The 21052-nt window shown below is 66.2% G+C and carries 20 protein-coding genes; 10 read left to right on the top strand and 10 right to left on the bottom strand.

Annotated features, from left to right (window positions below):
• Positions 1-21 precede the first annotated feature (21 nt).
• Positions 22-669 carry a glutathione S-transferase family protein gene (locus ACVWYO_RS17330; RefSeq protein ID WP_457352892.1) on the top strand — a complete coding sequence of 216 codons (648 nt, stop codon included), beginning with the start codon at positions 22-24 and terminating at the stop codon, positions 667-669.
• A gap of 100 nt (positions 670-769) precedes the next feature.
• Here the strand turns inward: ACVWYO_RS17330 and ACVWYO_RS17325 are convergent, their stop codons facing one another.
• On the bottom strand, positions 770-1678 hold the full coding sequence (locus ACVWYO_RS17325) for a LysR substrate-binding domain-containing protein (protein ID WP_457352890.1): 909 nt from the start codon (positions 1676-1678) through the stop codon (positions 770-772).
• 102 nt (positions 1679-1780) lie between these two features.
• Here ACVWYO_RS17325 and ACVWYO_RS17320 point away from each other — a divergent pair, with 102 nt between their 5' ends.
• Positions 1781-2719 (top strand): MBL fold metallo-hydrolase, encoded by a 939-nt coding sequence (locus ACVWYO_RS17320; protein ID WP_457352888.1) that lies wholly within the window; start codon positions 1781-1783, stop codon positions 2717-2719.
• A gap of 308 nt (positions 2720-3027) precedes the next feature.
• Here ACVWYO_RS17320 and ACVWYO_RS17315 read toward each other — a convergent pair whose 3' ends face one another.
• Genes ACVWYO_RS17315 through ACVWYO_RS17300 form a run of 4 tightly spaced genes read right to left on the bottom strand, consistent with a single transcriptional unit; the run spans position 3028 to position 7256 of the window.
• Positions 3028-3531: a YdcF family protein gene (locus tag ACVWYO_RS17315; protein ID WP_457352886.1), complete on the bottom strand. Its 504-nt coding sequence runs from the start codon at positions 3529-3531 to the stop codon at positions 3028-3030.
• A 14-nt stretch (positions 3532-3545) separates the two neighbouring features.
• Positions 3546-5117 carry a cryptochrome/photolyase family protein gene (locus ACVWYO_RS17310; protein ID WP_457352884.1) on the bottom strand — a complete coding sequence of 524 codons (1572 nt, stop codon included), beginning with the start codon at positions 5115-5117 and terminating at the stop codon, positions 3546-3548.
• Positions 5118-5169: 52 nt separating this feature from the next.
• The gene (locus tag ACVWYO_RS17305; protein ID WP_457352882.1) at positions 5170-6183 is read right to left on the bottom strand and encodes an anion permease; all 1014 of its coding nucleotides are present in this window, start codon (positions 6181-6183) and stop codon (positions 5170-5172) included.
• An 8-nt stretch (positions 6184-6191) separates the two neighbouring features.
• Positions 6192-7256 (bottom strand): DUF47 family protein, encoded by a 1065-nt coding sequence (locus ACVWYO_RS17300; protein WP_457352880.1) that lies wholly within the window; start codon positions 7254-7256, stop codon positions 6192-6194.
• A gap of 343 nt (positions 7257-7599) precedes the next feature.
• On the opposite strand from ACVWYO_RS17300, the gene ACVWYO_RS17295 reads away from it, so the two are divergent.
• Together ACVWYO_RS17295 and ACVWYO_RS17290 are read left to right on the top strand one after the other, a co-directional pair.
• Positions 7600-7746, top strand: coding sequence for a hypothetical protein (locus ACVWYO_RS17295; protein ID WP_457352878.1), 147 nt, complete (start codon positions 7600-7602; stop codon positions 7744-7746).
• A 150-nt stretch (positions 7747-7896) separates the two neighbouring features.
• A complete protein-coding gene (locus ACVWYO_RS17290; protein ID WP_457352876.1) occupies positions 7897-9177 on the top strand; it encodes a DEAD/DEAH box helicase in 1281 nt (426 codons plus the stop codon).
• A gap of 47 nt (positions 9178-9224) precedes the next feature.
• Here the strand turns inward: ACVWYO_RS17290 and ACVWYO_RS17285 are convergent, their stop codons facing one another.
• Positions 9225-9881 carry a Dps family protein gene (locus ACVWYO_RS17285; protein ID WP_457352875.1) on the bottom strand — a complete coding sequence of 219 codons (657 nt, stop codon included), beginning with the start codon at positions 9879-9881 and terminating at the stop codon, positions 9225-9227.
• Here ACVWYO_RS17285 and ACVWYO_RS17280 point away from each other — a divergent pair.
• The 3 genes from ACVWYO_RS17280 (at position 9880) to ACVWYO_RS17270 (ending at position 14544) form a co-directional block, all read left to right on the top strand.
• Positions 9880-10053, top strand: a complete 174-nt coding sequence (locus ACVWYO_RS17280; RefSeq protein ID WP_457352873.1) for a hypothetical protein — start codon at positions 9880-9882, stop codon at positions 10051-10053. The genes ACVWYO_RS17285 and ACVWYO_RS17280 overlap by 2 nt on opposite strands.
• A 265-nt stretch (positions 10054-10318) precedes the next feature.
• A complete protein-coding gene (locus tag ACVWYO_RS17275; RefSeq protein WP_457352871.1) occupies positions 10319-11377 on the top strand; it encodes a TolC family protein in 1059 nt (352 codons plus the stop codon).
• Positions 11374-14544, top strand: coding sequence for an efflux RND transporter permease subunit (locus tag ACVWYO_RS17270; RefSeq protein ID WP_457352869.1), 3171 nt, complete (start codon positions 11374-11376; stop codon positions 14542-14544). Before ACVWYO_RS17275 ends, ACVWYO_RS17270 begins: the two co-directional genes overlap by 4 nt.
• A 147-nt stretch (positions 14545-14691) precedes the next feature.
• Here the strand turns inward: ACVWYO_RS17270 and ACVWYO_RS17265 are convergent, their stop codons facing one another.
• Entirely contained in the window at positions 14692-15327 is a 636-nt protein-coding gene (locus tag ACVWYO_RS17265; RefSeq protein WP_457352867.1) for an SOS response-associated peptidase family protein, read from the bottom strand.
• A gap of 6 nt (positions 15328-15333) precedes the next feature.
• Positions 15334-16005: an NADPH-dependent F420 reductase gene (locus tag ACVWYO_RS17260; protein WP_457352865.1), complete on the bottom strand. Its 672-nt coding sequence runs from the start codon at positions 16003-16005 to the stop codon at positions 15334-15336.
• A 188-nt stretch (positions 16006-16193) separates the two neighbouring features.
• On the opposite strand from ACVWYO_RS17260, the gene ACVWYO_RS17255 reads away from it, so the two are divergent.
• Positions 16194-18236 carry a putative bifunctional diguanylate cyclase/phosphodiesterase gene (locus tag ACVWYO_RS17255; protein ID WP_457352863.1) on the top strand — a complete coding sequence of 681 codons (2043 nt, stop codon included), beginning with the start codon at positions 16194-16196 and terminating at the stop codon, positions 18234-18236.
• Between the two features lie 4 nt (positions 18237-18240).
• Here ACVWYO_RS17255 and ACVWYO_RS17250 read toward each other — a convergent pair whose 3' ends face one another.
• The gene (locus ACVWYO_RS17250; protein WP_457352861.1) at positions 18241-18696 is read right to left on the bottom strand and encodes a MarR family winged helix-turn-helix transcriptional regulator; all 456 of its coding nucleotides are present in this window, start codon (positions 18694-18696) and stop codon (positions 18241-18243) included.
• Between the two features lie 17 nt (positions 18697-18713).
• Positions 18714-19139, bottom strand: coding sequence for an organic hydroperoxide resistance protein (locus ACVWYO_RS17245; protein ID WP_457352859.1), 426 nt, complete (start codon positions 19137-19139; stop codon positions 18714-18716).
• Positions 19140-19280: 141 nt separating this feature from the next.
• On the opposite strand from ACVWYO_RS17245, the gene ACVWYO_RS17240 reads away from it, so the two are divergent.
• Positions 19281-19925, top strand: a complete 645-nt coding sequence (locus tag ACVWYO_RS17240; protein WP_457352857.1) for a DsbA family oxidoreductase — start codon at positions 19281-19283, stop codon at positions 19923-19925.
• A 30-nt stretch (positions 19926-19955) separates the two neighbouring features.
• A complete protein-coding gene (locus ACVWYO_RS17235; RefSeq protein ID WP_457352856.1) occupies positions 19956-21041 on the top strand; it encodes an alkene reductase in 1086 nt (361 codons plus the stop codon).
• Positions 21042-21052 lie beyond the last annotated feature (11 nt).

Genomic DNA, 21052 nt, shown 5'->3' with positions numbered 1-21052 from the left:
CTCTTATCAAGGATCTACCCTGTGACCAGTCTGGAAAACTTGGAAAATGCAGCACCGTTCGTTCTCTACGGGATGAAGACGGGCAATTGCATTCGGGCGGCGATGGCGTTGGAAGAGGCTGACATGCCGTACATCGTGCGCCCTTACGATCCACGGACGCCCGGCGACGGCGAAGCGGGTTACCTGGACCTCAATCCGACCGGCAAAGTGCCGACACTCATCGATATGGCCCAGCGGAACGATCCTTTCGTTTTGACCCAATCCAACGCCATCGTGCTCTATGCCGCGTCAAAAGCGCCGGAAAAGCTGCTGCACGCAGCTGATGCGCGGGCACAGGCGCGTGTGCTGGAGCGCTTTGTCTACTTCGTGACCGATGCCATCGCGCCAAGTCACGCAGCATTTTTACTCAGGCTGCAAGGTCACCCCGTCGCCGCAACGGTGCTGTCCGAGCGCTCGATGGCTGCCATCGAGAATGCCGAGCGGTTCGCTTCGGCAAGCGCGCATATGGCTGGCGATGCCTTTTCGATCGCTGATATTGCCGCGGTGACGATCGTATCGTCGGTCGCCGATGCGTTACCCTGGGAGCGACTTCCCGCCCTTTCTCGCTGGTATTCGCAAGTCCGGGCCCGTCCGGCATTCGTGAGAAGCGCTTCAGCCTTTGATGGGTGATTTGGGCCGGATCTGCGCGCCCACTACCCTCCCCGGATTGCGTGGCATTTCAGCAACCTGTCGCACAGAGCCAAGCGACCTTGCCGCCGGCGGGGCGAAGCTACTCCGCGGCGGTTCCGCCGGGCGTTGCGAAACGCGCCGCGAGGAAGTCGACGAACAATCGTATTTTGAGGAAACGCCCACGACCGGTTGGAAACACCGCATGCAATTCCGGCATACGGCCCGTCCAGCGCTCCAAGACGGGAACGACCCGCCCATTCGGCACGAGCGACGCCACCAGCTGGTCCGTCACCAACATCAATCCAACCCCGGCTTCGAGCGCACCGAGCAGCGCGGAGGGGTCGTCGGCGATCATCACTGGCGCGATGGCGTAGTCGCGCATTGGGCCACCGTTGCTCAGCCCCCAGGCATGATCATCCTGGCGCTGAGCCAGGCGATTGGCGAGTGTCGCGTGATCCAGCAAATCGGTCGGTTGCACCGGCACTCCATGACGATCAAGATATGCGGGCGCTGCGTAGATCCGGTTCGGAAATCGGGTCAGTCGCCGAGCGACCAGAGCGCTGTCGGGAAGCGGGCCTAGCCGCAATGCGATATCGACATCATCGCCGATCAGATCCGCCGCGCGATGATCGATCCGCAGATCGAAGCGGATTTGCGGATGAAGCGCAGCAAACTCGACCAGAAGGGGTGCGACGACACCCACCGCCAGCGAATGCGGCAGGCTCATCCTGATCCAGCCCGCAGCCTCGCCTTGCAGGTCTTTGACCGCCTGTTCGGCGGCCGCCAGGAGCTGCCCCCAGTCTCCCAGATGCCGACGATATTCATAGCCCGCTTCGGTCAGCGACAGCGACCGGGTCGTCCGATCGAACAGCCGTGCGCCGAGCGCAGTCTCGAGCGAACGGACCCGCCGCACCAGGTTCGTTTTCGGCTGACGCAACCGCGCTGCAGCGGCGGTGAAACCCCCGAACTGGGCAACCGCAAGGAAGGCTAGCGTATCATCGGCAGACATCGGGCGCTCCATTAGACCGGGTAAGGTCCGCTGAATACCCCAAATGCCGGCTAATCGTGGCGGTCGGTCGCAGCTATCTGGTGGCGCAAGAGGAGACGAACGATGGATATCAGCAAGACCTTGGCGGCAGCTTTGCTCTCCGCGATCCCGGCGGCTTCGGTAGCGCAGACGCCGTGGCCGCAGGCACCGGGCTACTATCGGATGCAGCTGGGCGATTTCAAAGTGACAGTCCTGTCGGACGGATCGGTGGAGAGAGACTTGCCTGCCATCATGAGCGACCCGGATTTGGTCCGGGATCGCTATCGAATGCAGCACCAGGCGCTCCCGGCACGCCTGTCGATCAACTGCTATCTGATCGACACTGGTGCGCATCGCATCCTGATCGACACCGGGGCCGGCGAGGTGTTTGGTGCGGGCGTCGCCGGGCAGCTCGTCGCCAATCTGCGCAGCGCCGGCTATGCGCCCGAGGATATCGACACAATCCTGATGACCCATATTCACGGCGACCATTCCGGCGGCCTTTCGATCGGGGGTCGACGGGTCTTCCCGGCCGCGACTGTCTATGTCGATGCGGCCGATCCCGCGCTGTGGCTAAGCAAGGCTGCAGAACAACGCGCGCCAGTGGCCCAACGCGCTACATTCGAACAGTCGCAAAAGACCGTCGGTCCCTATGTCGTCGCAGGTCGATTAAAGACCTTCGAAGCGCCAACACGCCTGTTTCCCGGCGTCCGTGCCATTCCGTTGCGCGGGCATACGCCAGGACAAAGCGGCTATGTCATCGAAAGCAAGGGCGAGCGTCTGCTGCTGTGGGGTGACGTCATTCATTCGGCAGAGGTACAATTTCAGAAACCCTCGGTAACGATCCAGTATGATGTCGATCCGCAGGCTGCCGCGGCCACGCGCGCTGGTATTCTGGCGGAGACTGCCAAAAGCGGCGTTCTCGTGGGGGGCGCGCATATCTCGTTTCCGGGACTGGGCCATGTCGTCCGCAACGCAACGGGGTATTCCTGGGTGCCTCAACCATGGTCCTCCCAGCCCTGAGGTCCCACACCGCAAGAATGACGAGTGCCGAACTGGCACCGTCATAGCCGGCGCGATGCGAGGATGCGGACGATGGGTGACGGGTACGATCCCCTGCGGGGCGTTTCCGCGCGAGGGCCTCCGGGGATGGTGCAGGGCAGCTAGGATTTCAGACCGGACTTTCGTTGCCCCACCCCGATCTTTGCGAGCCAGTGTCTCGGAGGTGAGGCGTATCGCAGGATCGGGGCCCCGCGTATGTGAGCAGACGAGCGCGCAGGGGAAGCGCGGTCGAAATTTGGCCTGCGCATCTCCCCTGCGGTCCTTACGCCTCACCCCCGACGGTGCCGCCACAGCGCATGCACGCCCGCCACCATGTCGTACGGGATCGCGGCCATCTCGCGCGCCCACATTTTCGCCTGGAGCGGCTTTGGACCGCGCGCGACCATGCGGACGGGGCGGCTGGCAAACCCCATCACGCCGAACAGCATTCTCACGCGCGGCTGGTGATACGCATCGGTGCAGGTCCGGATCGCAGCATAACCGTGACGCCGCGCATACGTCGCACCCGCCCGGACCGTCTGCAGCGTATCCGCGCTGACTTCATCGAGGATCAGCCGATCGGGCGCGATCGCCCCCTTTAGCAGCTGCGCCATCACCGCCGCCTCGGACGGTGGATAGGTCCCGACCCCGCCCGACAGGAACAGATCGACGCGCGGATCGGCCTGGGCGTCTGCGGCGGCATATCCGACACGGCGCGCCAAGGCCGGGCTCGCGCTCCCGTCAGGCCGCACCGCCGCGCCAAATACCACGACGAGGGTGCGACGGTTCGTCACAGGCGTCTGGCGAGTCACCGATCCTCCGATCCGTCTCGGCGCGCCCATCCGTCCGCCGCGGGCTCGAGCGTCGCAAGGAATGCACCCGCGCTCGCGCGATAGGTGTCGCGCACTTCGGGCTTCATCCGGTTCCACGTCGCATACATGTTGGCCATGCGGCGATTGCGGCCGAAGCGCGCTTCGTGACGCGCCAGGAAATCCCAATACAGCGCATTGAACGGGCATGCGTCCGGCCCAACCTTCTTCTTCACGTCGTAGCGGCATTTCCCGCAATGGTCCGACATGCGGTCGATATAGGCCCCGCCCCCGGCATAGGGCTTGGTGGCAAGCCGCCCGCCATCGGCGTGCTGGCTCATGCCGATCACGTTCGGCAGTTCGACCCATTCATAGGCATCGGCATAGACGACGAGGAACCAGTCGGCGACCTCCTGCGGCCGCACCCCGGCGAGCATCGCGAAATTGCCCAGTACCATCAGCCGCTGGATATGATGCGCATAGGCATTGTCGCGCGTATTGCGGACGGCTTCGGCCAGGCACAGCATGGGGGTGTCGCCGGTCCAGTAGAATTCCGGCAGCGGCCGCGTCGCCTCGAGCGCGTTGGCGCTGGCGACGTCGGGCATCTCGAGCCAATAATAGCCGCGGACATATTCGCGCCAGCCGATCACCTGGCGAATGAACCCCTCCGCCGCGTTGAGCGGCACGCTGCCGGCAGCATAGGCGTCGGCAGCCGCCTGTGCGACTTCCATCGGGGTGAGAAGCCCGAGATTGAGCGCGGGGCTGAGCCAGCTATGGTAAAGCCAGTCCTGCCCGGTCATCATTGCGTCCTGATAGGTGCCGAAATCGGGCAAGGCCGTCGCGACGAAATGCGCGAGCGCGCTTCGGGCCTGCACCGCCGTTACCGGCAAGGCAAACTTCTCCAGCCGACCGAAATGGCCGGCGAAGCGATCGGCGACCAGCGCCATCACCGCCTCGGTCGTCGCATCGGGCACGAAATGCAGCGGCTCGGGGTAATTGAGCCCGCGCTTGGGCGGCACGCGATTGTCCTTGTCGAAATTCCACTGGCCACCTTCGGGTTTGCCATCCGACATCATCAACAGGCCGGTCTTGCGGCGCATCTCGCGATAGAAATATTCCATCACGAGGTCGCTGCGCGCCTGCGCCCAGGTCTGGAACTCGAGGATCCCGCAGACGAAACGGTCGTCGATCAGCATTTCGACCGGGAGACCGAAACGCTCGGCCCAGCCATCGATCATCCGGCGGACGCGCCACTCGCCTGGTTCGACGATCCGGATTGCACTGGGGCGGTGCCGTTCGATCGCGCGCGCGACTTCGCCGGTGAAGCTGCCGGTGTTGGCGGGATCGTCGAGCGCAACGTAATCCACGCTCCAGCCAGCGGTACGCAGTTCGTCGGCGAAGTGGCGCATCGCCGAGAGGATCAGCGCGATCTTGCGCTTGTGGTGGCGGACATAGGTCGTCTCGTCCGCCACCTCCATAAGCAGGACCACGGCGTCATCGGGCGTGACGCCCTGCAGCGATGCGAGATCGTGCGAGAGCTGATCGCCCAGGATCGGAACGAGGATCGTCATCGCACTCCAACGCCCGGCATCGCGCCGGGATGCATCACGCCGGGATCGATGCTCAGAACAGCGTCGTCAGCAGGTAGAAGGCCGCGCCGACCAGCGCCGAGGCCGGGATCGTGATGATCCACGCGACCAGCACGTTCTGCGCAACGCCCCACCGTACCGCCGACGCACGCCGTGCGACGCCTGCACCGATGATGCAACCGGTGATCGTGTGCGTCGTCGAGACCGGAATGCCGAGCAGCGACGCTGCGAACACCATGATCGACCCGCCGAGCGAGGCGCTGAAACCCTGATGCTGCGACAGCTTGGTGATCCGCGATCCCATCGTCTCGATGATCTTCCACCCGCCCGTCAGCGTGCCCAGCCCCATCGCGATGTAGCAGCTGATCGCGACCCAATGCGGCACTTCGAATTCGCCATGCAGATAGCCGGTCGAGAACAGCAGAACGGTGATGATCCCCATCGTCTTCTGGGCATCGTTGAGGCCGTGGCTGAGCGAATAGGTGCCCGACGAGATCAGGTGCAGCGCGCGGAACGAGCGTTCCGCGGTGCGATGCGTCGCGCGGCGGAACAGCCAGCTCGAGATGAGCATGATCAGCATCGACAGGATCATGCCGAGCACCGGCGACAGCACGATGGCGATCAGCGTCTTGTTGAGCCCGCTCCACTGCACGCCGGTGATGCCGGCATGCGCGACCCCCGATCCGATCATGCCGCCGACCAACGCGTGGCTCGACGAGGAGGGAATGCCCTTGAGCCAGGTCACGACGTTCCAGAACATCGCGCCTACCAACGCGCCGAACACCACCGCGGGTGTCACCAGTTCCTGCGCGATCAGCCCCTTCCCGATCGTCGAGGCGACCGCGTGCAGGCTTGGAAAGGTGATCGTCAGAAAATAGGCGGCGAAGTTGAAGAAGCCGGCGAACAGCACGGCGTGGACGGGTTTGAGCAACCGCGTCGAGACGACCGTCGCGATCGAATTCGCCGCATCGTGCAACCCGTTGAGGAAATCGAACGCGAGCGCGACGGCGATCAGGCCGATCAGCAAGGGCAAGGCTAAGGTGTACATCGCTCTGGTCAGGCGTGATCGATGACGATGCCATCGATTTCGTTCGCGACATCTTCGAACGCGTCGATGATCCGTTCGAGATGCTTGTAGACCTCGCGCTGGACGATGAAGCCGAGCGTATCGCTCGCGCCAAGCTCCTTGAAGGCGCGTTTGACGCCGTTGGTGTGGATTTCGTCGGCCTGGCTTTCCATCCGTACCATCCGTTCGGTCAGCTCGTGGAGCCGCGCGCCGTTGCGCCCGACATCGCGCAGCAACGGCATCGCCTCGGCGGTGAGCCGCGCGGCATCGACGATGATCGCGGCCATGTCCTGCATTTCCGGGGTAAAGCTGCGCACCTCGTACAGGTCGATCGCCTGGACAGCGGCCTGCATCTCGTCGATCGAATCATCCATCGCGCCGATCAGGCTGGTGATCGCGCCGCGATCGAACGGCGTCAGGAAGGTGCGCCGCACCGTCAGCAGCATCTCGCGGTTGATGTCGTCGGCATCGTGCTCGCGCTCGATCACCTCGCGGATATGGTCGGCGGCGGCGCCGGTGCCGTTCTGCAGCAGCCGCGCGACCGCGTCGGCGGCGGCGCCGATCGCCACGGCATGGGCTTCGAAGAGTTCGAAGAAATTGCCGGTGCGGGGCAGGAGGCGCTGGAACCAAGCGAACATCGGACTGACTTTCGTAGTTTTGGCGACGGCCGCCAGCACACCCTTGCGCTGTGCGGCGGTTTTGAATTCGGCAGGACCAAACGACCGGATGAGATCGCGCAGGTCACTCTCATCGACGGCCTTTGCCGCATCGGGGAGCGAGAACCAGCGGCGCTCGCGCTGCGACTGTTCCTTCCACGCGCTGAGCTCATGAGTCACCGCCAGCGGAAACACATCGACGTCGAACATCAGCGAGGCGCCGTTGCCCTTGCGCTTGCGATAGCGATACGACCCGAGCGGCGTCGGGCAGACGAGCCCGCTGACGCCGGCTTCCTCCTCGGCCTCGACCGCGGCCGCGGTGTGGGAGGCCATGCCCGCCATCGGATTTCCCTTGGGAATGACCCATCGCTTGCTTTCCCGCGACGTGACCAACAGCACGCGGACGGGTGCATCGATTCTGGTCCCCTCGGTGCGATAGGGCAGTGCTGCGATCTGGCGGATGATATGGCTCCCTGTAGCGTCCTCCCGTATCGGAGCGGCACGACGCCGCCAATCCCCCTGTTCGGACTTGGTGCCTCGATCCCTGCCGCGCCGCGATGCGATCGGAGGCTTGCGTCGGGCGCCCGCTCCGGCGATGTCAGGACAAGCCGTTCGTCGGAAGCGGTGTAGGAGCAGAGCAGCGAACGATGCGAATCCCATGACGGCGCGTTCCCTATCGCCTTCTGAACCTGCCATATTGTTTCGGTCTCGCGCGGAATGGCCCGACGAGATCGAGCGCTCCGTGCGTGAGCAGATCGGCGACGGGCCATTGGCCAAGATGGTGCGCATCGCGATGACCGATCCCGACGACGAGCTGTGGCGCTATTCGATCAGCGTTGCGGGGCACGTGATTGCCGGCAAGGCGATCGGAGCGCTGGCCGCAAAATAACCCGCGCGGGTCGGCGTCGGCGAGTCCCCGGCGCTAGCGCCGTGTTTGCAGATTGACGCAGTGCAGCATCGCACCTACCAGCGCGCGCTCCCACCCCCGCTAAGCCCGATCAGGCGCAGCTTTGCTCAGCGCCGGAGGCGCCGCGTGCCCATGACCATGACTTTCGCCGATCTCGCTCTGGCGCCGTTCCTGCTGCGCAGCCTGGCCGACCTTGGCTATGCGAAGCCGACTCCGATCCAGGCCGGCGCGATTCCGCTGTTGCTGCAGGGCCGCGACATGCTCGGCATGGCGCAGACCGGCAGCGGCAAGACCGCCGCCTTCGCGCTGCCGCTGCTGCATCGCCTGGCCGAGGCTCCCCGCCCTGCCCCGGCGCGCGGCGCGCGCGTGCTCGTCCTTGCACCGACGCGCGAACTGGTGTCGCAGATCGCCGCCGGGTTCGAGAATTTCGGCGGCGATCTGTCGCCGCGCGTCACGACGATCTTCGGCGGCGTCAGCGCGTTCCACCAGATCAAGGCGCTCGAGGCGGGCGTCGACATCGTCGTCGCGACGCCGGGGCGTTTGCTCGATCTGATCGAGCAGGGCGAATGCGATCTGTCCGCGCTCGAGGCGCTGGTCCTCGACGAGGCCGACCAGATGCTCGACATGGGCTTCGCCAAGCCGATCGCGCAGATCGTCGCGACGCTGCCGGTCGAGCGCCACACGCTGCTGTTCTCGGCGACGATGCCGGCGTCGATCACGGCGCTCGCCGATAGCCTGCTGCGCGATCCTGCCAAGGTCGAGATCGCCCCGCCCTCGACCACGGTCGAGCGGATTGCGCAATCGGTGATGTTCCTCGATGCCGCCAACAAGAAGGCTGCGCTGCTCGAGCTGCTGCGCACGCCCGACATGGGCCAGGCGGTCGTCTTCACGCTGCAGAAGAACATCGCCAACGAGGTCTGCGCCTTCATCACCGAGGGTGGGATCACCGCCGAGGCGCTTCACGGCAACAAGTCGCAAGGCCAGCGCGAGCGCGCGCTCGACGCGTTCCGGGCGGGCACGGTCCAAGTTTTGGTGGCGACCGACATCGCCGCGCGTGGGATCGACGTCGACACGGTGACGCACGTCTTCAATTACGATCTGCCGAGCCTGCCCGAAAGCTATGTCCACCGCATCGGCCGCACCGGCCGCGCCGGGCGCAGCGGCCACGCGATCACGCTGTGCGATGCCGAGCAGCGCGCCTGGCTGCACGATGTCGAGCGCGAGATTGGCCAGACGCTGACCGTCCAGGACGATCACCAATGGCATTGCGAAATCGCCCGCCACTCGACCAAGCGCGCGCCCGTGCTCGGCGGTGGCCCGGTCAAGCAGGTCAAGGCGCCGAAGGAGCGCGAGCGCAAGGTCTGGACCGAGGAAGAAAAGGCCGCCGCGCGGATGGCGGCTAAAGCAGCCTGAGCCGCGCTTGGGGCGGCAGCGCCAGACGCGCCGCCGCCCCTGGCCGCTTATTGGAGCGGTGCGCTCGGGCGCCCGGCGGGTGCGAGCGGGCGGCCGCCGTTGAGGTCGGCACCGTTGTTCGGATCCGTCGGCGTCGCCTGGATCATTGCGCGCATCTGCCACTGATATTTGTCGATCGCATGCTGCACTTCCTGCAGCAGGTTAGAGGTGGTGGGATCGCTGTCATTGGTCGCCTTGATCCCCTGCGCGATCTCGTCGCTGGTCACGCGATAATAGTGCGCGAACCACTGAATCACCTGCGCATCATCGACGAAGCCGCCTGGAAATTCGGGAATGCGGCTCGTGCGGATGATCGTGTTGGCGCGTCCGTCGGACGAGACGCCGATCCCCTGCAGCCGCTCGGCGACCTCGTCGGCATATTTGGCGACGCCCTCGTAATGCTCCTGCAGCAATTCGTGCAGCGGGTAGAACAAGCTGCCCGACACGTTCCAGTGCGCCCGCTTGGTTTCGAGCTGCAACTGCTGCAATTCGGTCAGCGTCTGCTGCAGCGCCTGGGTCGAGGCGCGCAGCCCCTCGCCCTGCGGCCCCGAATGGACGCGGTCGGTCACGCTGTTGAGCGGGAATGGGCCGGTCTGCGGCTGGGTCTGGGCAAGAGCGGGCGACGCACTGACGAGCGCCGCCGTGGCGAGCAGGATGAAACGCATGGGAGTCCTTTCGATCGAACACTGGAGACGCCATCGCGTCTCGCTCGGCACGCTCAACGGACATCGGATCGAACGGTTGTCTAAATTCGCTTTCAGTGTTGCCGAGGCGCGGGACGAGCGCCCCATCGGCGAAACGAAGCGGCGTTCGCCCGATGCGGACCCTTCTGTCTGAACTCGTGTTTAGTCGACGCCAGCGCTCGCGCCGCTAACGGGTGCCGCTCGGTCTGAAGGAACTCTGATGCGGAATCTTGCCCTGGCGGTGGTGCTCGCCGCAATGCCCACGATCGCGGCGGCGCAGGAGGCGACGGGGATGTCGCTCGACCGGCTCGCACAGGACGTGATCGCGAACAATCCCGAGCGGCACTTCTATCAGCGCCAGATCGAGACCGCCGGCGTCGAACGCGCCGCCGCCGGGCGCTGGGCCCGATCCCGAGGCCGTGGTCGAATTCGGCCAGCGCAACGCCAACGACCGCACCACCGGCGCGCTGCTCGGCGATGGGCAGACCTATGCCGTATCGATCGTCCAGCCGATCGAGTTCGGCGGCCGCATCGCGCTGCGCCGCGCGATCGCCGAGCGGCAGATCGATCTCGCCAAGATCGGCCTGCAGCAATTCGACGCGACGCTGGCGGCACGCGCGCGATCGCTCGGCTACGGATTGTTCGCCGCTGACGAAAAGGCCGCCACCGCACGGACCGTCGCAGCGCGGATGCGGGACCTTTCGCGCGTCCTCGTCGCACGCGATCCCGCCGGCCCTGCCCCACGGCTTGAAGCGGCGTCGCTCCAGGCCGGAGCGATCACCGCCGAGCGCACCGCGGCGATGGCCGACGCCGAGGCGAATTCGGCGCTGTACGAGCTCAACCAGTTGCGCGGCGCTCCGTTTATGTCGCGGATCCGGATCATCCGCCCTGACATGCGGTTGCCCGATCTCCCCTCGGGCGCATCGCTTGCGGCGAGTGCCACTGCGAACAATTTCGAGCTGAAGTCGCTGCGCGCGCAGTTCGAGCAGCAGGGCCTGCGCGTCGATCTGGCGCGCAAATCCCGCATCCCGATCGTCGGCGTCGGCCCCTATTATGACCGCGCCCGCTCGGACATTCGCGAGACCAATTACGGACTGCGCCTGTCGACCACGCTGCCGGTGTGGAATCGCCAGGCAGGCGACGTCGCCGCCGAGCAGGGCCGCCAGGCGCAGGCCAATGCGACGCTCATCAACGCCGAGCGCCGGATCGAACGCGACGTGTTCGACCAGGCGGCGCAATATGAGGCGAAGCGCAACGCGCTCGGCCAATGGTCGGGCAGCACGCCGCAGGGCTTCGCCGACGCTGCCGCCGATGCCGATCGCAACTATCGCCTCGGCGCGATTCCGCTGCAGGTCTATATGCAGATGCAGCAATCCTATATCGAGGCGACCAATGCCGTGCTCGATACGCGGCGCGAGGCGCTCGAGGCGTTGCTCCAGCTCCGCGCGCTCAACGGCGGGACCGCGCTCGCGCGATGATCGGCTGGTTGCTCGCGCTCGTGACGCGTCACCGTTTGGCGGTGGCGATCGTCACCGCCATCGTCGCCATGCTCGGTATGGGGGCGTATTCGGCGCTCAAGATCGACGCGATCCCGGATATCACCGGCGTCCAGGTCCAGATCAACACGATGGTCCCCTCGCTCGCGCCCGAGGAGATCGAGCGGCTCGCGACGCTGCCGATCGAGCGCGCGATGGCGGGCCAGCCGGGCCTCCAGGAGACGCGCTCGCTGACCAAGACCGGGCTGAGTCAGGTCACGTTGCTCTACAAGGACGGCACCGACCAGTTGCGCGCACGCCAGCTCGTTTCCGAGCGGATCCAGGCGGTGCGCGATCAGCTTCCGCCGGGCGCCTCGCCGCAGCTCGCGCCGATCACGACGGGGCTGGGCGAAATCTATTATTACACGCTCGAATGGAAGAAGCCGCCGCCCGGCTATGACGCGCAGCGCCAGCTGATGGAGCTGTACGAGGCGCAGGAATATACCGTCCGCCCGATGCTGCGCGCGGTGACGGGCGTCGCCGACGTCAATTCGAACGGCGGGATGGAGCAGCAGTTCGTCGTCCAGCCCGACCCCGCGCGCCTCACCATGCATGGCGTGACGGCGGGCGAGCTGGCCGATGCGGTCGGCAAGAATGTCGAGAATGCCGGCGGCGGGATCATCACGCGAGGGGCCGAGCGCTTCACGGTGCTGACCAAGGCGCGCGTCACCAATGCTACCGAGATCGGCTCGATCCCGGTCAAGTTCGCCGCCGGCGTGCTGCCGCTGCAGGTGCGCGATCTGGCGAACGTCGTCGTCGGCTCGGCCCCGCGCCAGGGTGCCGCGACGCAGAACGGGCGCGAGACCGTGCTCGGCACCGTGATGATGCTCGTCGGCCAGAACAGCCGTGAAGTCGCACTGCGCGTGCAGGATGCGTTGCCGGATATCCAGGCGGCGCTGCCCAAGGGCATGGTGCTCGACCGGCAATATAGCCGGGCCGATCTGGTCGACCGCGCGATCTCGACAGTCGAGCACAATCTCGGCGAAGGCGCGCTGCTCGTCGCGCTCGTGCTGCTCGTCGTGATGGGCAATTGGCGCGCCGCGCTGATCGTCGCGCTGGTGATCCCGCTCGCCTTCCTCGTGACCGTATCGGGCATGACCGCGATCGGCGTTTCCGGGAACCTCATGAGTCTGGGCGCGCTCGACTTCGGGCTGATCGTCGACGGGGCGATCGTCGTGGTCGAGAACAGCCTGCGGCTGCTCGCCGAGCGCCGGCGGGACAAGGGCGAGGATCTTACGCCCGAGGAACGCCGCCAGACCGTCGCCGATGCCGCTCGAATGGTCGCGCGGCCGACCTTGTTCGGGATCGTGATCATCGCGCTCGTCTATGTGCCCGTGCTCAGCCTTGGCGGGGTCGAGGGCAAGCTGTTCCAGCCGATGGCGCAGGCGGTAATGCTCGCGATCTTCGCCGGGCTGATCTGGACCTTCACGATCGTCCCCGCGCTCGCCGCCTGGCTGCTGCGCGCGCCGGCTGGCGACGTCGGCGATGGCCGCAAGAAGGGGCTGATCGGCTATGCCGAGCGCGGCTACGTCCCCGTGCTCGAGCGCGCGCTCGCGCATCCCAAGCTGCTGGTGCTCGGCGCATTGATCATGCTGGCGGGGACGTTCCTTGTCTTCCGCACGCTCGGTTCGCAATTCACCCCGCAGCTCGACGAGGGCGCGATCACGGCGATGGTGTATCGCCCGGTCGGCATGTCGCTCGACCGCAGTTTGGCGATCGAGAAGGAGACCGAGCGCCAGATCAAGCGCCAGTTCCCGCAGGTGACGCACACCTTCTCGCGGATCGGCACCAGCGAGGTCGCGACCGATCCGATGCCGCCGAACGAGAACGATCTCTACATCTTCTACGCGCCGCTGAAGGATTGGCCCACCGGCGAGGGCAAGCCCAAGACCAAGGAGGAGCTGGTCACGGGGATCGAGAAGGTCGGGCGGAAGGTCTATAAAGGCCAGACCTTCGAATTCGCGCAGCCGATCGAGATGCGCTTCAACGAGATGCTCGAGGGTGTCCGCGCCGACGTCTCGGTCAAGGTGTTCGGCGAGGATTACGACGTTCTCGAAAGAGCCGCCAAGCAGGCCAAGGCGATCCTCGAGAAGCAGCCGGGCACCGCCGGCGTCGAGTTCGAGACCGCCGGGCGCCCCAAGAGCATCGTCGTCGAACTCGACCATGCCGCGCTCAACCGGCTCGGGCTGGGGACCGCCGAGGTCAACAAGGCGATCACCGATGCGATCGCGGGCACCGAGGAGGGCTTCATCCCGCACGAGGAAGCGCGCCACATGATCGTCGTGCGGATGAAGGAAGACCTGCGCGCCGACCCCGCTTCGATCCTCGCCCTCCCCCTGCGCGTCGGCGACTATGGCATGGTACCACTGTCGCGCGTCGCGCACCTGCGCACGATCCGGGCGGTCGAACCGATCCTCCACGATGGCGGCAAGCGTCGCGCGGCGTTGATGGTCAATCTCAACACCAGCGATCTCGCCGGTTACGTCAAGAAGGCGCGTGACGAGGTCAACCAGCAGGTCAAGCTGCCGCCGGGCTATCGCATCGAATTCGGCGGCCAGTTCCACCAGCTCGAGGCGGCGCAGAAGCGGCTCGCGATCGTCGTGCCGGCGGCGCTGATCCTGATCTTCCTGCTGGTCTATGCAGCCCTTGGGAGCGTCAAGGAGGCGGCGATCGTCTATACCGGCATCCCGTTTGCGGTGACGGGCGGCGTGCTGGCCTTGTGGCTGCGCGGGATGCCCTTCTCGATCACCGCGGCGATCGGGTTCATCGCACTTTCAGGGATCGCGATGCTCAACGGGCTGGTGCTGATCGACCATATCAACAGCCTGCGCGACGGCGATGCGCTGCCGGTCGACGACGCGGTCCGCCAGGGTGCGCACGACCGGTTGCGGCCGGTGCTGTCGACCGCGCTAGTAGCGTCGATCGGCTTCGTCCCGATGGCGATCGCGAGCGGGGCTGGCGCAGAGGTGCAACGGCCGCTGGCGACGGTCGTGATCGGCGGGATCGTCACCTCGACGCTGCTGACGCTGGTCTTGCTGCCGAGCCTGTATCGCTGGCTGGTGCGCGATGATGGCACGGCGAAGCGGAAGGACGAGGTGGCAGCCGACTGATCCCACCCCCCGCCGTCACCCCGGCCTCGTGCCGGGGTCCACCGCGATCCGCATACTGCCGGCTCAGCCTAGGCGGCACGGTGGACCCCGGCACAAGGCCGGGGTGACGCTGGAGGGTTTAACCCCGCCCCCCCTCCCCCGCCCCGGCTACATCTCGTCCCGCCGCGTCGGGAACACCGGACCGCGGACCGTCATCTGCTCCGCCGGATACGGCCGCTGCAGCGCGACCACGTCGTCATAGCTTCCACGCAGCCAGCGCTCGTGATCCTCGGGTGCGAGGATTGTGACCATCGCCTTGGGATGGATCGGCGCCACCAGCGGATTAGGATCGCACGTGACCATCGTGAAGCCGTTTCCCTTGGCAGTAGGTTGCCAGAACCCCGCGACGCAGAACAGCGGCTGGTCGGTCACCTGGAACCACATCTCGCCCTTGAGCGGCTTCTTGCCGTCGCCGAGATCGTGCGCCTCGGGCGTCCATTCGCAAAATTCGCTGAGCGGGACGAGGCAGCGGTTGTCGGGCCGGGCGGCAAGCGCCCGCCATTGCGATAGGCCAAGGTTGCGGACATTGGTCATCGGCCAGGCCGCAGCGCCGCCGAGCACATCCCATGCCATGATATCGAGGCCGCGCCGCCCCTCTACCTCGCGCACGACATAGGCCCGGCCGCGCGGCATCAGCTCGCGCGGATTAAAGCGATTGTCGAGCGGCCGCTCGGCCTCGAACACCGTCGCGAGATCGGTACGGAGCGTTTCGGGCTCGTAGCTCAGGCGCGCGCGGTTGCACATCGGCGGTCAGCTTGCCGGGCTGTCCGGCTTCGAGCGCCACTCGGCGCTGCGGTCGGGTGAGGCCTGATCGAGCGCCTTGCGCAATCCATCCTTGGGCAGGTCCGCACCATAGGCCGGGGTGCCGGGCTGCTGGCGCCACGATTGCGCGATCGCGCCGGTGTCGACCGCATCGAAGCCGAGTTCGTCGATCAGCGCGATCACCGTCGCCTTCGCCGCCGCATCGTCGCCCGAGACGGGCAGCGCGATCCGATCCGGCGTTCCCGCGGCGCTGCCGCTGCCGAAGAGATGCTCGGCGTGGATCGAGTTGAACGTCTTGACGACAGGATGCCGCAACTGCCGCGCGACCCAGGCGCTTTCGGGCTCACCCGCCTCGATTTCGACGATCAGTCCGTCGCGCTGCTGCGGGTAATAGTTGCTCGTATCGACCAGCACCGGCACGCCATCGAAGATCGCTGGGTCGAGATCGGGGATGCTGCGCAGCGGGATCGCGACGATGACGAGGTCGCGATCCTGCGTCGCCGCTTCGATCGCAACCGCTCTTGCGCCCGTCTCCGTTGCAAGATCGGCAAGCGACGCGGGTCCGCGCGAATTGGCGACCAGCACGTCATGCCCGAGCGTGCGAAGCCGCCGCGTCAACGTGCCGCCGATATGTCCCGACCCGATAATTCCGATACGCATGACGATACTCCTTCACGGCAAATGTAGGGCGCCAGCGCGCGCGATACAGCCCAATCGCTTTCCGCCGCGTGCGGCAAATGGGGCAGGTGCCGGCGCGCACCGCCCTTTTTTCATGTCAGGTCCGAAACATCCTCGCGTCCGCCGTGATTTTTTACCCGATCGTTACGGATGCTGTACAAGAGCGCGCTATGGCCGAAATCAATTCACCGGACGAAACTCTCGTCGTGCCGCGCGCGTCGCACGAACAGGCGTCGTCCGAGTGGTGCGTCCGCGCCGATCAGTTGCTCGCGGCGCAGCGCAGCGTGACGATCGCGCTGCCGATCAACACCTTGCTCACCCTCATCTGCGCGGCCGTGGCCTGGCACGCCGGTACCACGCGTGTGGCGCTGGTGTGGCTGCTCGCATCGGTGAGCGTGAATGCCGCCCGGGCCCTGCTGCAGTGGCAGACGCGCGGCCACCGCAGCGCGGCAACGTCTCCGGTCGAGCCCGCCGCAGTCGAGCGGCAGCTGCGCGATCTGTGGCGGATCACACTGGCATCCGGGTGCGTATGGGCGATGCTCCCGCTGCTCTGCGGCTTGTACACCGCACCCGAAGCGCTGTTCTTCCTCGCGGTCGGCTGCGGCATCACTGCCGGCGCGGTATCGCATGGCGGCGCCTATGCGCGCGTGCCGATCGCGTTCATCACCCCGCCGATCGTCTCGACCGCGGTCGCCCTGGTCGCGGTCGGCGGGTTCGATCGCTTCATGCTCGCCGCGACGATGGCGCTCTATCTGGCGGCATTGATCCTTACCGCGCGCCGGGCCGAGGCCGCCTTCCGCCACGCCAGCGCGCTCGGGCATTGCATGACGGTGCTCAACACCTCGCTCGAAACGGCCCATGCCAGCGCCCAGAGTACCGCCGAGGAAATGCGGTATCATGCCGATCATGACCATCTGACCGGCTTGCTCAACCGCGCCGGCTTCCTGCGCGCCGCTGCGGCCTGCACGCACGACACGCGCGCGCCGACCTGCCTGATGCTGCTCGATCTCGATGGGTTCAAGGCGATCAACGACGTGTTCGGCCATACGATCGGCGACGAAGTGCTGGTCGAGGTGGCGCAGCGCCTCCGCCGCGAATTGCCCGACGACGTGCTGATGGGCCGCTGGGGTGGCGACGAGTTCGCGGTGCTGCTCGCGGCGGGCTCGGACGGCAGTTCGACGGTCGACCTCGCCGATCGGCTGATCGCCGCCGTCGCCGCGCCCTACCCGACCTTCGGGACCGTCGCGCGCGTCGGAATGAGCGTGGGGGTGCATGTGTCGCACGCCAGCGACATGCCCGAAATGCTGGCATGTGCCGACCTGGCGCTCTACGCCGCCAAGTCGGCGGGGCGGAACCGGTGTACGGTCTTCGACGACGATCTGCGCGATTCGCTCGACCTGCGACGCGATATCGAGCGCGATCTGCCCGCGGCCCTCGGCACGGCCGAGGTGTCGGTCTGGTTTCAACCGATCTTCGGCGATGGCGGAACGCGGATCTTCGGGCTCGAGGCGCTCGTCCGCTGGCAGCATCCGACGCTCGGCTGGATCATGCCCGCCGACCTGATGGCGACCGCCGCCAAGGCGGGTTTCGCGCGGCCGCTGATGGACCTTATTCTCGACCGCGTCTGCGGGATGATCACTGCGCTCAGCGTACGCGGGCTCGGCCGCGTCACCGTTGCGATGAACGTGTCGCCGCGTGAAATGTCGCAGCTGCCGGTCGATCAGATGGTCCTCGCCGCACTCGCCGAGCGTGATCTCCCGGCCGCCGCGCTCGAGATCGAGATCACCGAGGAGACCGCGCTCGACACCGCCGATTGCGCGCGCAAGCTGCTCGCTTTGTCGCAGGCCGGCATCCGCATCGCGATCGACGATTTCGGGATCGGCTATTCGTCGCTCTCCCTGCTGCGCACCCTCAAGGTCGACAGCCTCAAGATCGATCGCTGCTTCGTCTCGGGGCTGTCCGATTCCGCCGGCGATCAGGTGCTGGTCAAGGCGGTGCTCAATCTCGGGCAGTCGCTGCGCATCGACGTGACCGCCGAGGGCGTCGAAAGCATCGAGGATCTGCGGATGTTGCGGACCTTCGGCTGCCAGATGATGCAGGGGTATCACCTTGCCCGGCCGATGCCGATGACCGAGTGCCTCGCCTTCATCGCCGACGCCGAAGCGCGGTTGCGGCTCCCCGGCAATGACGAGGTCCTGCGGGCCGCCGGGTGACGCGCTAGGCGACCTGCGCCTCGGCGGTCGCGAGGACGCCGACCAGATGCTGCACCGTCGCCCGCAAATCGTTCAGCTCGGCCGCCGACAGGCCGAGCCCGCTCGCCAGTGTCTCCGGAACAGCGCGCGCGGCGTCCTTCAGCGCGGCGCCTTGCGCCGTCACGCCGACCAGCACACGGCGTTCGTCGGTCGCGTCGCGCTGGCGCGTGACCAGTCCGGCCACCTCCATCCGCTTGAGCAACGGCGTCAGCGTGCCGCTGTCGAGATGCAGCCGCTCGCCCAGCGCGCCGACGCTTTGCGGCGCTTGCTCCCACAAGACGAGCATCACCAGATATTGTGGATAGGTGAGCCCGAGCTTGGCGAGCACCGGGCGATAGAGCCGGCCGAACAGGTTCGAGGCGGCGTAGAGCGGGAAACAGACCTGCAGATCGAGCCGCAGGAAATCGATGTCGTCGCGCATTGCCTCCCCTTCCCCGCTCACGTCGTCGCGACGGTGATCTTGACGTCGATATTGCCCTTTACCGCGTTCGAATAGGGGCACACCGCATGCGCCTCAGCGACGAGCGCCTCGGCAGCAGTCTGGTCGAGCCCGGCGATCGTCACGTCGAGTGCGACCGAAAGGACGAATCCGCCGGCGGCGTTGGGCGACAGGCCGACTTCGGCGACGACCAGAATGTCGTCATCCTTGACCTTTTGCGGCTTGCCGCGGCCGACATGGATCACCGCATTCTCGAAACACGCGGCATAGCCCGCAGCAAACAGCTGCTCGGGATTGGTCGCGCCGCCCTTGCCACCGAGCGCGGTCGGCATGGCGAGCTGCAGGTCGAGCAGGCCGTCGTCGCTGCGGATCGTTCCGCTGCGGCCGCCGACCGCGGTTACCTTGGTGCTGTAGAGCGTGGTCATTATGGGACTCCTGAAATGAGGATCGAAGCGAGCTCTCATATTGTGCACAATTTAATTGAACACAAGTAGGTCCCGACCCCTGTATTTTCGGTCGCAAAACCCCACATCGCTTTTCGACCCAATAGCTGCAGGTGATGCCTCATGCCCAAGCCGATGAAGATCGATTTCGTTTCCGACGTGTCCTGCCCGTGGTGCATCATCGGGCTGCGCGGGCTCGAGGAAGCGCTCGCGCGGACCAGCGACGTGGTCACTGCCGACATCACCTTTCAGCCGTTCGAGCTCAACCCGCAAATGGGCAAGGACGGGCAGAATATCGGCGAGCATATCGCCGAAAAATATGGCGCGACGCCTGAGCAATCCGCCGCCAACCGTGCGACGATCCGCGAACGCGCTGCCGATCTCGGCTTCACCATGGCGATGGGCAGCGACAGCCGGATCTACAACAAGTTCGACGCGCACCGCTTGCTCCATTGGGCCGAGCTCGAGGGCAAGCAGGCCCCGCTCAAGCGCGCCTTGTTCGAGGCCTATTTCACCGATCAGCAGGACCCGTCGAACCATGACGTCTTGGGCGCGGTCGCCGAGAAGGTCGGGCTCGATCCCGTGCGCGCTGCCGCGATCCTGGCAAGTGATACCTACGCGCGCGAGGTCCGCGCCGCCGAGCAACTCTGGCAGTCGCGCGGCATCACCGCCGTTCCCGCGATCGTCAGCAATGATCGCCACCTGATCTCGGGCGGCCAGCCGCCCGAACTGTTCGAGCGGGCGCTGCGCGAAATCGCCGCCGCCTGATCCCCCTCACCGACCGAAAGAGACTTCCCTATGGCTACCCTGTTCGACAGCTACACGCTCGGCGCGATCCCGCTTGCCAACCGCATCGTGATGGCCCCGCTCACCCGCAACCGCGCCGGCGCGGGCTTCGTCCCCGGTCCGTTCGCCGCCGACTATTATGCACAGCGCGCCACCGCCGGCCTGCTCATCGCCGAGGCGACGCAGGTCTCGCAACAGGGCCAGGGCTATCAGGACACCCCCGGCATCTACACCGATGCGCAGGTCGACGGCTGGCGCGTGGTAACCGACCGCGTCCACGTGGCTGGCGGCAAGATCTTCCTGCAGCTGTGGCATGTCGGGCGCATCTCGCATGTCGACCTTCAGCCCAACGGCGGTGCCCCCGTTGCGCCGTCGGCGATCCGCGCGAAGGCGAAGACCTTCGTCGGCAACGCCTTTGTCGACACCTCGACGCCGCGCGCGCTAAAACTTGATGAGATCCCGGGCGTCGTCGAGGATTTCCGCCGCGCCGCCGCCAATGCGATCCGCGCTGGCTTTGACGGCGTCGAGGTGCACGGCGCCAATGGCTATCTGCTCGACCAGTTCGCCAAGGACGGCGCGAACCACCGTACCGACGCATACGGCGGCAGCATCGAGAACCGCGCCCGGCTGATGCTGGAAGTGACCAAGGCGGTCGTCGCCGAAGTCGGCGCCGACCGCACCGGCATCCGCATCTCGCCGGTCTCGCCCGCGAGCGGCGTCTCGGACAGCAATCCGCAGCCGCTGTTCGACTATATCGTCGATGCGCTGAGCGCCCTAGACTTGGTCTATCTGCATGTGATCGAGGGTGCGACCGGCGGCGATCGTGATTTCGCGCCGTTCGATTATGCGTCGCTGCGTCGCCGCTTCGCCAACGCCTATATGGCGAACAACGGCTACACGCTCGAGCTCGCGACAACGGCGATCGAGTCGGGCGCTGCCGATCTGGTCGCGTTCGGGCAGCCGTACATCGCCAACCCCGATCTGGTCGCGCGCTTCAGGCAGCATGCGCCGCTCAACACGATCGATCAGGACACGCTCTACGGCGGCGCGGCGAAGGGGTACACCGACTATCCGACGCTCGCCGAGCAGAACGCCTGACCGATGGCGGG

The sequence above is a fragment of the Sphingomonas sp. UYP23 genome (genome assembly GCF_054059235.1).
Note: the sequence above shows the minus strand (reverse complement) of the source record. Positions and strands in the feature narration are given on the sequence as shown.